An 11,732-nucleotide genomic window follows, 5' to 3' on the forward strand; every position below is an offset into this window, starting at 1 on the left:
GTTATCCAGCGGCGAGCCCGTCCAAGCGTTCCCGAAGCTCCCATCGTTTCAGTTCCACCAAGACACCCTGCAGCTCCGTTTGCATTCGAGCGGTCGCCTGAGCAACCCGTTCGCTGGCTGCAACCTGTCGAATCAACAGCCCGAGTGTCGTCAGCTCGTACACCAGCGCGTCGGCCTCGATTTGCTTGGCGTGCTCCAGCATTCGGTCCAGAATCTCGACGGAACGATCGTCCTCGCCCGTGACGTGCGCTCGGTGCCACGCATCGAACTCTTCTGACAGTTGATTTCTCGCATGGCATAGGAGTTCGTGGACTCGGCCCGTGTTGTGATCATGTTCTGCCAGGATCTTCAGGACCGGGATACGATCGCGCTCGATCGAATTGGGATCGTTGACTTCCTCGGCGAAACTGTGGGAATTCATATTGGAGATTCCTTGGGGGTGAAATTTTGGGTTACTGACCCCGGCGGCGTTTCTGAATTCGCTCGTACGCATCCCGCGCCGCTTCCCTTGCTTCCGCCCAAGTCATGCTGAGTGCACCTCCTTCATTCTCCCAAGCGGCCACTTCGAACTTTTGCTTGGCGGACGCTTCGGCTTGATCCCAAGCATGCCCGTCGTTAGAAGCTTCCCATCCGGCTCGATAAGCACGTGCATACCACTCAAACGGAAAAGCTTCGTTGTAGTACGGGCGATTGCGGTACTCGCTTTGCCAATATTCGAGCTCGACAGTAGGGTTCACTTCCTCGGCGATCGCCTTGCCCGCTAAGGCACCCGCGATACCTCCGACCACCGTCCCCGCAACGGTCCCGATAGGGCCGGCGACGGAACCGACCGCAGCACCGGTCGCCGCCCCTCCTACCACGGCCCCCAGCCCAGTCCCAATGGGATGCGCGCCAGATTCGCCGGTCAAAGGATCTTCATTGGTGAGTTGCTTGTGAAGCGGTGTGGATGCCGATGTATTTTTGCAAGAGTTGTTCATGATTTTCCTCGGTGCATTTGTTTGTTAATAACCGTGCAGATAGACGAAACTAGAGTTACAAGGGTTTGATGGGTGGCGGGAGAGCAGGATTGGATTCCGCAGGGGTTGTCGACCCCGCTCCGCCAAAGACGCCGAAAAACCAAAGCGTTCCAACAATGACGAGCGTCGCCACCATTAGGATCAAGGGATAGGTCAGGAAGACCAACGCAGCAGGGGCAAGCGGATGATTGGTCTCCATCGGCTCGTCCTTCCCCTGCATGCTGTCCGAGATCTTCTCCGAAAGCGTCGACTCGTGTTCGATCGTTGCCATGTTCTGGTACTCCTTCGTGGGATGAGCACTGAGAGACTGTCGATTCAACGCGTGATCTACAATCGAGACCACCTATCGAGCTCGGCAGTGCACCCTGCTGTGAAATTCAATATGCGAGTTACGATGGGATTCACGATGTGAGTGACAATGTGATTCCCTATTCGATTCACGATGCGATGAATGCACCGGCGTCCGCACATTGCCATCGGTATGGTATTTCTCTGTAATGCAATCGACGTGCCGCAAATCGGTAGAGGGGCTTTCGCTATCTACCGCGGGAGTTGAATGGGGAAAGGTCTATCCTGGGCGACGCGACGAGGCATGCTGGGCGGTCAGCATGGGAGTCCGTCGCGCAGCGGTGGTGCAGGACTGAGCGATGAGCGATCGATTTCGCAAAGGATCTCACTAAATCGCCAAGGCTTCTGCCCCAAGGCATCGATTGGCATCCCGATTGCGATTCGTTCCAGCAGAAGCGTGTGAAAAGCGGGGGGTGAAGACTCTCAGATCCCACGCACCAACGAATCACTCAGATAGGAACAAATATCATGTTGTCATGGGCACTTAGTTTTTTGGTTTTGGCTTTGATCGCTGCTGCATTCGGGTTTGGTGGCATCGCTGCGAGCGCGGCTGGAATTGCCAAGATCCTGTTTTTCGTTTTCATCGTCTTGTTCGCACTGAGCTTGATCGCGAATTTGACGAATGGACGATCGGCGGTTTAACCACTTGGCAGGATGCTGGTCGCCAGCTCCTGGGCTTTATTGGGTACGGGGCTGGCACAGAGTACGGGGCTGGCACAGAGGTAGAATCGGGAGGAAAGCTCCATCGGGAGCGCGGAAAACGGTCGATTTTCATGGGTGACATGTTTACCATTGGAGAGTCGATGGGACGGTAGTCTCGCCGCGGGTCCGGTGCATTCTTCCTAAGGTTGATCCATGTTTCGTGCGTTAAATCGATTCTCTTGCTTGTGTGGCTTCTGGGCCACGTCGCTTTGTTCGTCCACGCTGCTGGTAGCTCAATACGATGGGTCCTTGCCAGCCCCCGAACCTCTCTCCGTGGGCTTCGATTCGATTACAAAAGAGCAGTCGCAGGACTGGCTCGGTATTTTGGCAGGGCCAGGCTTCGAAGGTCGCGGGACAGGCCAATTGGGTTATGTTCGGGCTGCGCACTGGGTCGCTGGGAAGGCAGCCGAATTCGGGCTTGAGCCGATGGGGGATGGAGGAACTTATTTCCAGATGCTTCCCATGACCAAGCTGTTCGTCGATGGCGCGCAGTCGAAGCTGGCTGGGCCGGGGGGATTGATCATTCCACTGGACAAGAATGTAGGCCTGGACCGTTTTCCTTCCCAACCCGAGTTGGCGGGCAAGTTAGCGTTTGTTCGGTTGGTCGGGGACTCGCCCCGGTTTGAAGAGAAGAGTTTGGCGGGGCGGATTGTTCTTTACGTCGCTGACGCGAAGAACGAGGGACGAGCTAGCTTCTTACTTGGACAGCAGCGAGCCATTGGAATGATGCAGGTCACGGACAAGGAGCCGCAATCGACCCCTCAGTTGAAGCGTGGAGGCCGAACGTCGAACAGCGCCGCCGGGACCATTTCTCGAGTGGCAGCAACTCTCATCTCCAATGCCGCCGGTGTTCCGTTGACTTGGATGGACATGCCTGACAATGCCGCGATGGAGTCAAAAACCGTCGAGGATTCGCTCACACTCCAAATCCGATTGCGAGAAGAACCGGTTGCAGTACCGAACGTGCTCGCATGGCAACGTGGTTCAGATCCCAGCTTGAATAACGAGTACGTCGTCATCGGCGCTCACCTTGACCATTTGGGAGTGAGCCGCGGTGAGATCCATCCTGGTGCCGACGACAACGGTTCGGGTTCCACCGCGTTGCTGAATATCGCCAAGGCGATGGCGACGAACCCGGTCAAGCCAAAGCGAAGCGTGCTTTTCCTCTGGTTTGCAGCTGAGGAAATGGGTCTCGTTGGTTCAGCCCACTACTGCAACAACCCTGTCCTGCCTTTGGACAAGATGGTGTGCATGCTCAATATCGACATGGTGGGGCGCAACGAGGAGAAGGACGGGGATAAACCGGAGGACAACCTGCGATCCCTTCACCTGGTGGGCAGCCAAAAGGGAGACAAGTCCCTACACGATGTGATCATGGAAGCAAACAAGCACGTGAATTTGGAGTTTGAGTTTGATGAAGAGGGAGTCTTCGGACGAAGCGACCAAGCGAACTTCTTCAAGAAAGGGATCTCGGTTGCATTCTTGTTCGGAGGATTCCATCCCGATTACCACCGACCAACCGACCTTCCCTCGCGGATCAATTACGACAAGATCGCAGCAGCGGCCAAGTTGTTTTACTTGACCGCGCACATGGCAGCCGAAAAGGGGCCATTGAAAGTCCCCGTCGAGCCAGCCACTCCGGAGGGAGCCAAGGGAGAGGCTGCGAAAGCGGAGCCTCCCAAAACCGAAGCGGTGAAAGCGGAGGGAACTTCCGCGGCACCCACGCCGGTTACCACACCCGCAGCACCCACTGCAGTCGAAGCGAAACCCTAGCGCTTCGCAGTCACGAGCGAGGCAACCCGCTCAGCATGCTTTTGGATTCCGATCTCTTCCAAAAGGGATGCGGTAGGAGCGATACGCGTCGTGCGTTCTTCGATCATACGAATGAGTTCCATGCGGAGATGATCAGGCGCATCGGGCTGGAACAGCCGACCGAGGACAGGAGCCCCCTCGGTCGAATGGACCCTCGCGTGGATCTCGGGGAATGCGCCGTGAGCGGGCTGTACATAAGGGACCCCGCTCGCAATCGCCTCGAGCAAGAACAGTGCTTTGGGTTCTTCGTAAACGGTGGGGACACAGAATAGATCGATGCTTTGCAGAAAGGCGGTCTTTTCCTTTCGATCGATCGCCCCCACATATTCCCATCGCCCTTCCAGTTCTGGAATTCGAAGCTTGGCGAGTTGCTCATTCCAATACGCTTCGTGTTGCGGTCCCATCCAGCCCGCCATCTTGAGTCGAACGTGTGAGTATTGGGGCTTCTTGGCAATCTCCACGAACGCGTCTACCAATCGATGCAATCCCTTCTCCGTCGCCATGCGCGCGAAGTAGCCGATGGTGAATGGAGCGTCCTCGTCTCTTTTTGGCTCTTTGGGGTTGGAATCGTGCTCCGGTAAGGGAGGTGTCAGGAAGTCTCGAGTCGGGATTCCCAGCGGTATCACGTGGACTTTCTCAGCAGGGATCCCAAGGAGCTGTTCCATCTTGGTCCCATACGAACGCGAATGGACGATGAAGCCATCGACGAGGGGTACCAGTTTTCGCATCGCTTCGACAACTCCCTCACGATGCCTTGGCAAAAGGGAATCGATGAAGATGTCATCCCCCTGCAAGGTCACCCAGATACTCGCATCGAGTCGGCGGCGCAAATCTGGAATTCCTCCTCCGATGAGTAGGTTGGTCAATATCACGACATCCGGCCGCACGTCCGCCTCGAGCCACTCGAGCATACGAAGAAACTCTTTCCGCTGCCGTCCCTGCGTACCGCGCAACATCGAGAGAGTGAGGGGGCCGAGCAGTTTGGGGGATGTCTTACCGGCGTTCTTGGTGAGAGCGCGAATAATCCATGGTTGATTCAGAAAGCTATCGAGCCACTTGGGCGTGTAAGCTAGCCAAGGAAATTTCTGCTGTAGGTACACATTCACTCCACCCATGAATACCCGGTCGATGCTGACGTCGGAATCGTCGGTTCGAATTGGCGTGTACACGGGGATGAGCAAGCAATCATGGCCGAGGGAAATCAGTTCCTTGGCGAGGGCATTGTCGTGCAGGCAGGACCCGCAAAACATCCCTGCAGCTCCGGCGGTTAGGTAAGCGATCTTGGGTGGATGGGAATGCATGGGTTAAGCCAGGTCGACTTTATCGATTGATGAATGTTTGATGGGCTCGAAGGGAAAGATAGGCAAACCTTGCGGCGCTACAAAGCGGGCGGCCAGCAAGGTCTCAGCAAGCGTCAAATTTTACGTAAGTTCTTGTGTGGTGTCATTTTTCGAAAAATGAACTCCCTACCTCAAGGGTGTTTCCGAATCTGACCGATACTTCCCTCGGCTTCGCATCTTAACTCACCAGAGCGTTCTGGCGAGGTAGCAAGATGCGGTCGATGAATTGCCGGTGACCCAGTACTGAACGGGCCTAGGAGGGCCCGACCGGCAACTGTTACAAGTCTGGCTTGACAGAGGGGTCAAGTTGGACGCAGGGATGTGTGGTGAGATGGCGAATCAACAGGAGGTTTGCTGTCTCGGATACGAGGCTAACGAAGTCATTGTGGCGGTAACGCTGCATAGAAGCCACGCCAGTTGAGGGCGATTTCGGCGGCGACTTCGTGCGCCGAAATCGGTCTCCGCTCAACCGCACATTTCTGGCCTGTGAGTGACGGTCAGTGACCATATACGTAGGGAGATTTGGCTCAGATGAAATGGAATATCGTTGTCGGTTCGATGGTTATTGGAGCTACCCTTAGCGGACAAAGCTTTGGTGGCGACCTTCTGAACCGTTTGCTCGGAGGGAAAGGCTGCGGAGCGTCGAGCTCTTGCTGCGATACCTCGGTATGTGATCCTTCGTGCGGCGTTGAAACCGCATGCGATCCATCCTGTGGCGTTGAAATCGCCGCTTGTGACCCATGCAACGCAGCTCCTAGCTGCGGTGTTGAAGTAGCTTGTGCACCAGCGTGTGCACCGGCATGCGAACCAAGCTGCTGCAGCGTTCGCACTCCAGTTTTGGATGCACTCAAGGGGCTCAAGGGCAACCTGAAGTGTAAGCTCGTAGGAATGAAGCACAAGCTTCACAGCCACGCTCCAAGCTGTGGCGTTGAATCTTGCGATCCTTGCGGACCAACCTGTGGTGCTGAAATCGCTGCTTGCGATCCATGCAACGCAGGACCAAGCTGCGGCGCTGAAATCGCTGCTTGCGATCCCTGTGCAGCTCCAAGCTGCGACAGTGGCTGTGGACACAAGAAGCGTGGTTTGTTCTCGAAGATCTTCTCGTGCAAGAAATCCGCTTGCTGTGATGATCCTTGTGCAACCGCTTGCGATGCAGCTCCTGCTGGATGCAGCTCCTGCGGATCGGCTCCTGTAGCTGCTCCCGCTGCTGCTCCTGCCGCTGCTCCAGTTGCTGACCCACACGCTTACCTGAACACCAAGCGTCATGTCATTCAAGCAAGCAGCACCCGTATCCGCTAATTGGCGAATACAGACTGCCTGTCGTAAGACATGACCCATCAAAATCAGCCCATCGCGTCAAACCGATGGGCTGATTTTTTACATAACCGCCCAAATCTTTGATTTGCTTATTCAAAGCGGTAGCCAGGGACCTCAGAGCGTCAACCGTACCGGCTGAGGTGCGGTCCTCCGATCACCGACGGAACTCGGGCCTCGAATCTTTTCTGCTATGCTGAGACGGATGCTTCGCTTCCCTTTTCCTTTCCCGGGAGCCCGTCCATGTCTACCTCCGCCTCGCTTCTTTCGTTTCTGCTGGTTGCAGTCTCTTTCGCACTCCACAACCAAAACGCTTCTGCCCAATCTCGCCCATCCCAAAGTGCGGCACCCAATTCCGAGCAGCAAGGCTCGGGGCCCGAGCTCGCCGGCGGAAATTGGGGACGCGGACGTCGCATTTTTCACAGCGGTGCAGCGGGATGCTTTCGATGCCACACGGCAAGGGGAGTGGGCGTATCACTCGGACCCGATTTAAGTGCTCTCGCCGGACGGGACTACACTTCGGTGCTACAAGATGTTAAGAAGCCTAGCGCAGAGGTCCGTCCGGAATTCACCCTTTACGAAGTCGAACTCGATGATGGCTCAAAACGATCGGGAGTATTGCGAACGGTCGATGGCCGGCTGTTTCTAGGGGATTCTACCGGCGCGCTTCAGCCGCTCGCGAAAGATCGAATTCGCGAGAAGAAATCCCTCGCACGATCGGTCATGCCGGAAGGCTTGCTGGACCCGCTATCCGAAGTGGAGGTCCGCGATTTGATGACCTTTCTGCTTACGCCGCCACCCAGCATGCCGATCGCTGGCAAGGTTGCTGCACCACCGATGCGATCGATGAAGGAGGTTTCGGATGCGTTGGCCGGCTCTCTTCCTTTGCCCAAAGAGCTTCGGCCCCTGCGGATTGTTTTGGTGGCGGGAAAGAAAGATCATGGACCGGGCGAACACGATTATCCCGCCTGGCAAGTTCAATGGGGTAGTCTTTTGACCGCCGCCGAAGAATCCACGATCGAGACTGCGTGGGACTTTCCCAGCGAGGAACAACTTCAAACCGCCGATGTTTTGATCTTCTTCCAGAAGGGAGATTGGAATGACGATCGGGCCAGCAAGATGGATGCGTATTTTGAGAGAGGGGGCGGAGCGATTTATTTGCACTGGGCAGTGAATGGGGGAGATCGCGCCGCGCCATTTGCTGAAAGGATCGGGATGGCGTCCAAAGCGGGTGCGATTCGTTACCGCCATGGTCCGCTTCGATTGGAGTTAGCGAATACAGACCACCCCATTCTCCGGAATTTGGACGAATTGGATTTGCTCGATGAAAGCTATTGGACATTGGCCGGTGACCCTGCGCAAATCACGCTGCTCGCATCCAGTCCCGAGGAGGGAAAACTTTGGCCCCAAATCTGGTGCTACGAACGGGCAAAAGGGCGAGTGTTCGTTGCCATTCCTGGTCATTACAACTGGACGTTCGACGATCCGCTGTTTCGCGTCGTCCTACTGCGAGGAATCGCTTGGTCCTGCCGCGAACCCATCGATCGCTTCAACGAGCTTGTGTTGCCAGGCGCGAGGGTGAAGTAACTTAAATCAGCTTTCGTTCCGTTGACAGCGTCATCTGGTTTGGTGGTGCGTGTACGCCTGCAGAGACTGCCCAACTGGCGAAGACGCATAGGGGTTATGACTCGGCCGGCGAGCCACCTGAGGGAGGGCGTGTAACACACGCGCGACATCGTCGGTACTTCGTGTAACCTATTACCGTAAAAAGCGATGCCGTGAGCAGCCCCCAGACCAACCCATAACTTACCGATAAAACAAGCTGGCGTCCTCGAAACAAATGCACCATGCAGAGAACGACGAACGAAACAGCGAACGCGCACAGGAATCGCGAGAACCAGTCTTTACCTGTCAAGGTAGATTCCTTCCGTGGCACACAGTCCACGTTTCGCACAGGGTTCCATTCTTGCATTGGCTGATTTGGGTAGGAGGAGGATGAAGAGTCGGGACTAGAGAGCGGATTCTTGTCTGGCGAGGGTGATGAGCATAACGTCGGGCGGTGTGCTTTGCCCCAATTGACGCAGCATGTTATTGAGTTGCGCCGTGGTGTACTGGGCATGCGTGCACACGTGGAGCAATATGTCGGAACGTTTGGTTCCAAATCTCTTTGCCGCGCCGGCACTACTGCTTGTTCTGTAAACGACATCGTCGAGCGCTGTTTCGCTGAGTCGTTCCAGGTAGGCATTCCATCTTCGATCGAGCTCATTCCACTTCAAAACGAGCTCTCTCAGGGATGCAATCGCTCCTTCTCCCTCTTGATTTCCCGGCAACTTACCAGGCACATCCCCTGGTACTCGAAACGATTCGTTACCGAGCAACGCTTCTAGCCAGACATTCTCGGCAGCAAACAGGTGGGTCAGCGTTCTCCATACGCTTCCTTGACCGATTGGAAATGACCGACGGAGCTCATCGTCGGACAAGGACTGGACGGCTGTCAGCAAACGATGACTGACCCACATGCGATGCTGATGCAGTCGGCGGACTAAGTCGGGAGCATTCAAGCGTGAGATACTCCGTCAGCTTGCGATGTTTGGGGTTAGGAAGGTTTTCCACGATTCGTATCGGGGGTCTTTGAGAGTGATCGCGATGCCGGGGTTGGACTGAGGGCGAACCGGTGTCGAGAGCAGCTTCATGCTCGCTTGAACAGGTGTTCTTCCACCCTTTCTGCTGTTGCAGCCCAAGCAGGAACAGACAACATTTTCCCAGGTCGTTTTCCCTCCTTGCGAGCGGGGCACGACGTGATCCAAGCTGAGTTGGCTCATCGGTCGGGTTTGGCCACAGTATTGGCAGCGGTAGCCATCGCGCGCGAAGAGGGTTTTGCGATTGAATCGGACGGTTGACTTGGGAATCCGGTCGTAGAGAACGAGCCGAACGATGCGAGGAACCTTCAATTCCCGAGTGGGAGTGCGCAAGTAATCCTCGTCGGATTGTTTTTCAAGCGCCTGCAGTTCCGACAGTTCGCACCAGCTTTCAAAGTCGTAGTTCGAGTACTGGTCTTCGTCGATCGTGATGACTTCGGCGCAACCGCGATAGAGGAGCGTCATGGCGCGGCGCACGTCGACGACGCGAACCGCCATGTAGAATCGGTTCAAAACCAAAACGCTACAATCCAATGAAGAGCTATCGCCCATCCTGACTCCTCCCGGTAAGTATTCTGCCGAATGCCAAACCTCGTGCCACGATGTTCCTAAGCACGAAGCGCTAGAGAATCTGCGAGATTCTATGGCGCTGGACGCCTAGGATTGCGATCGAAAAGTTCGACCCAATAATACCGCATTTGTGATCCGAGTTCCAAAGTTAGACCCAAGAACCGACTGAATTGTTCGAATTTTCACTGACCCTTTTACGTCTATTTTCCAAGCTTGTTTCGCCCCGTCTTCGATCGGCAGACACGTTGGATGAACGCACGGGAGACTGCTTGTGATTTGGCTGGTTGTTGTTCTGCTCTCGCTCCTCGCTTTTGGTTTTTGGACCCTGACTCTCCTGGGGATGCCAGGGAATTGGGGTTTGCTAGCCTTGGCGGCAGGGGTGGCCTATTTCGCACCGGGGGAGCATTCCATAGGGGTGGAAATCCTCGCCCTAGGAAGCATCTTCGCGTTGGCGATTGTGGGGGAGATTGTTGAGTTCTTCGCCGGGGCTGCGGGGGTCAATCAATTGGGTGGTTCCCGCAAAGGGACCGTCCTCGCCCTGGTGGGGTCGATTGTTGGTGCGGTGGTGGGACTCTTTGTCGGAACGCCGATCCCCATTGTCGGCAATGTGATCGCCGCTTTGTTCTTCGGCGGGCTCGGTGCGTTCGGCGGGGCAGTCGCGGGGGAGCGTTGGGACGGCAAAGAATGGGACGTGGCAGTACGGATTGGATGGGGTGCGCTGTGGGGCAAACTGCTGGGAACGTTGCTCAAGGCGATATGCGGCACGGTAGCACTCGCCATCCTCCTCCTCGCGCTTTGGACCTAATGCCATCCTGGCCTTCAGGTCCCGTAGCCGTACCGCTCTGCGTAGTCTCGCCATCGCGTCATGACGAGTTGTTCGACTTCCGGATCCAGACCGAAACGGTTGGTTTGGTATTCCTTTTCCGAATCGGATCTCGCCATCAAGGCCGGACGGACCGACTGGAAGTCGCCAATATCCAATTGGCGATAGATCCTCTCCACCACTTCGACAGGATTCGCTACCAGCTCTTCGTAGCGAACGTCGATGATTTGGGATTCCGACATATCCCGGCGCCCCTTCTCGAATGATTGGTACATGGACTGAAGGGATCGCAGGACGAATTCGGACAAGCGATCATGGTCGGTCGGACGCTGCAATCCCTGCACGGCCTCGAGGGACTTCCAAAGTTTCATCGTCGAGGGATACAGCTTGCGAGGGTCGCGAGCGATATGGATGAACTTGGCATCCGGGTACATTTCCCGAAGAATCTGGATGCGTCCCGTGTGGGGAGGACTCTTGAGGATGAGGGGTTTCTGCGTTCTATACGTCAGGGCGCGGAGGAACCAGTCCAACAGCCGCTTCCATTCGCGAAGTTGTTCGGGGGAGAATCCCTCGCTGCAAAGCGTGTTCTCATCCACAAAGTCATGTTGTGGAAACATGATGTGAGCATAAGGGGTGGGAGCCCCCAGGTTCATCAGAGCGAACTCGTCTTCCTGAGGTAGCGCCCATCCTGCCTTCATGTTGTCCATGGGACGCTTGTTGGGGATTAGCCAACCCCCGAATCGCGTAACCAGATCCTCCGTCAGCAGGAAGTGCGAAGGGGCGAAGCACTCGAAGGTCGTTGGCGAGGCAAACTTCGGATCGAGCGTCAAGAGTTCATGGAGCAACGTGGTTCCGCTGCGCCAATGCCCAAGCACAAAAAGAGGGGGAGCAACCAAAGGGGTGGCGGCAATTTTCTTGCCAAACAATAGATGCTGTGCGAGGCAAAGCAAATCGGAACCCGGCATGAAGCAGCTAACGCCCAGGACAATATGGAATCGATTCCAATCGTATTGAAACCGATTGCGCGCCAGATGGCGGAACCAAATCTTTGACGGCATTCCGTGCCAGAATCTGGGAGCCCAAGATGGGTAAGCGTTGATAGCGGGATCGGCCGAGGACATTCCTGAAGATGGTAATCGCGTTAGCTAGCTGTCATGTGGGCCGGCTT

At 55.8% G+C, this 11,732-nt stretch carries 13 protein-coding genes; 4 read left to right on the forward strand and 9 right to left on the reverse strand.

What is annotated here, in order from left to right; genetic code table 11:
• Position 1: 1 nt before the first annotated feature.
• From VN12_RS11770 to VN12_RS11780, 3 genes are read right to left on the reverse strand one after another with little or no spacing between them, the layout of a single operon-like run.
• Positions 2-421 carry a hypothetical protein gene (locus VN12_RS11770; RefSeq protein WP_146677023.1) on the reverse strand — a complete coding sequence of 140 codons (420 nt, stop codon included), beginning with the start codon at positions 419-421 and terminating at the stop codon, positions 2-4.
• A gap of 31 nt (positions 422-452) precedes the next feature.
• The gene (locus tag VN12_RS11775) at positions 453-977 is read right to left on the reverse strand and encodes a hypothetical protein (protein ID WP_146677024.1); all 525 of its coding nucleotides are present in this window, start codon (positions 975-977) and stop codon (positions 453-455) included.
• 55 nt (positions 978-1,032) lie between these two features.
• On the reverse strand, positions 1,033-1,287 hold the full coding sequence (locus VN12_RS11780) for a hypothetical protein (RefSeq protein ID WP_205855252.1): 255 nt from the start codon (positions 1,285-1,287) through the stop codon (positions 1,033-1,035).
• Between the two features lie 545 nt (positions 1,288-1,832).
• On the opposite strand from VN12_RS11780, the gene VN12_RS11785 reads away from it, so the two are divergent.
• Entirely contained in the window at positions 1,833-2,006 is a 174-nt protein-coding gene (locus VN12_RS11785) for a DUF1328 domain-containing protein (protein WP_146677025.1), read from the forward strand.
• A 213-nt stretch (positions 2,007-2,219) separates the two neighbouring features.
• A complete protein-coding gene (locus tag VN12_RS11790) occupies positions 2,220-3,839 on the forward strand; it encodes a M28 family metallopeptidase (protein ID WP_146677026.1) in 1,620 nt (539 codons plus the stop codon).
• On the opposite strand, the gene VN12_RS11795 is transcribed toward VN12_RS11790, so the two are convergent.
• Both VN12_RS11795 and VN12_RS25815 read right to left on the reverse strand, forming a co-directional pair.
• The gene (locus VN12_RS11795) at positions 3,836-5,179 is read right to left on the reverse strand and encodes a glycosyltransferase family 4 protein (RefSeq protein ID WP_146677027.1); all 1,344 of its coding nucleotides are present in this window, start codon (positions 5,177-5,179) and stop codon (positions 3,836-3,838) included. The genes VN12_RS11790 and VN12_RS11795 overlap by 4 nt on opposite strands.
• A 504-nt stretch (positions 5,180-5,683) precedes the next feature.
• Entirely contained in the window at positions 5,684-6,289 is a 606-nt protein-coding gene (locus VN12_RS25815) for a hypothetical protein (protein ID WP_168164349.1), read from the reverse strand.
• Positions 6,290-6,775: 486 nt separating this feature from the next.
• On the opposite strand from VN12_RS25815, the gene VN12_RS11805 reads away from it, so the two are divergent.
• Complete coding sequence (locus VN12_RS11805; protein WP_146677029.1) at positions 6,776-8,119, forward strand: ThuA domain-containing protein; 1,344 nt, start codon at positions 6,776-6,778, stop codon at positions 8,117-8,119.
• A 94-nt stretch (positions 8,120-8,213) separates the two neighbouring features.
• On the opposite strand, the gene VN12_RS11810 is transcribed toward VN12_RS11805, so the two are convergent.
• The 3 genes from VN12_RS11810 to VN12_RS11820 form a co-directional block, all read right to left on the reverse strand.
• A complete protein-coding gene (locus VN12_RS11810; protein ID WP_146677030.1) occupies positions 8,214-8,447 on the reverse strand; it encodes a hypothetical protein in 234 nt (77 codons plus the stop codon).
• A 94-nt stretch (positions 8,448-8,541) separates the two neighbouring features.
• Complete coding sequence (locus VN12_RS11815) at positions 8,542-9,093, reverse strand: DinB family protein (RefSeq protein WP_146677031.1); 552 nt, start codon at positions 9,091-9,093, stop codon at positions 8,542-8,544.
• 15 nt (positions 9,094-9,108) lie between these two features.
• Positions 9,109-9,723 (reverse strand): HNH endonuclease, encoded by a 615-nt coding sequence (locus tag VN12_RS11820; RefSeq protein ID WP_146677032.1) that lies wholly within the window; start codon positions 9,721-9,723, stop codon positions 9,109-9,111.
• 289 nt (positions 9,724-10,012) lie between these two features.
• On the opposite strand from VN12_RS11820, the gene VN12_RS11825 reads away from it, so the two are divergent.
• Positions 10,013-10,546, forward strand: a complete 534-nt coding sequence (locus VN12_RS11825) for a DUF456 domain-containing protein (protein WP_146677033.1) — start codon at positions 10,013-10,015, stop codon at positions 10,544-10,546.
• A 14-nt stretch (positions 10,547-10,560) separates the two neighbouring features.
• On the opposite strand, the gene VN12_RS11830 is transcribed toward VN12_RS11825, so the two are convergent.
• Entirely contained in the window at positions 10,561-11,622 is a 1,062-nt protein-coding gene (locus VN12_RS11830) for a sulfotransferase family protein (protein WP_168164350.1), read from the reverse strand.
• Positions 11,623-11,732 lie beyond the last annotated feature (110 nt).

It is taken from the genome of Pirellula sp. SH-Sr6A (assembly GCF_001610875.1).
GTDB lineage: Bacteria > Planctomycetota > Planctomycetia > Pirellulales > Pirellulaceae > JBKCUI01.

Excerpts from the sequence above, each read along its gene's own strand:
- VN12_RS11805 (WP_146677029.1), top strand. The coding sequence starts at position 6,776 with ATGTCTACCTCCGCCTCGCTTCTTTCGTTTCTGCTGGTTGCAGTCTCT.
- VN12_RS11775 (WP_146677024.1), bottom strand. The coding sequence starts at position 977 with ATGAACAACTCTTGCAAAAATACATCGGCATCCACACCGCTTCACAAG.
- VN12_RS11790 (WP_146677026.1), top strand. The coding sequence starts at position 2,220 with ATGTTTCGTGCGTTAAATCGATTCTCTTGCTTGTGTGGCTTCTGGGCC.
- VN12_RS11820 (WP_146677032.1), bottom strand. The coding sequence starts at position 9,723 with ATGGGCGATAGCTCTTCATTGGATTGTAGCGTTTTGGTTTTGAACCGA.
- VN12_RS11830 (WP_168164350.1), bottom strand. The coding sequence starts at position 11,622 with ATGCCGTCAAAGATTTGGTTCCGCCATCTGGCGCGCAATCGGTTTCAA.
- VN12_RS11780 (WP_205855252.1), bottom strand. The coding sequence starts at position 1,287 with ATGGCAACGATCGAACACGAGTCGACGCTTTCGGAGAAGATCTCGGAC.
- VN12_RS11795 (WP_146677027.1), bottom strand. The coding sequence starts at position 5,179 with ATGCATTCCCATCCACCCAAGATCGCTTACCTAACCGCCGGAGCTGCA.
- VN12_RS11770 (WP_146677023.1), bottom strand. The coding sequence starts at position 421 with ATGAATTCCCACAGTTTCGCCGAGGAAGTCAACGATCCCAATTCGATC.
- VN12_RS11785 (WP_146677025.1), top strand. The coding sequence starts at position 1,833 with ATGTTGTCATGGGCACTTAGTTTTTTGGTTTTGGCTTTGATCGCTGCT.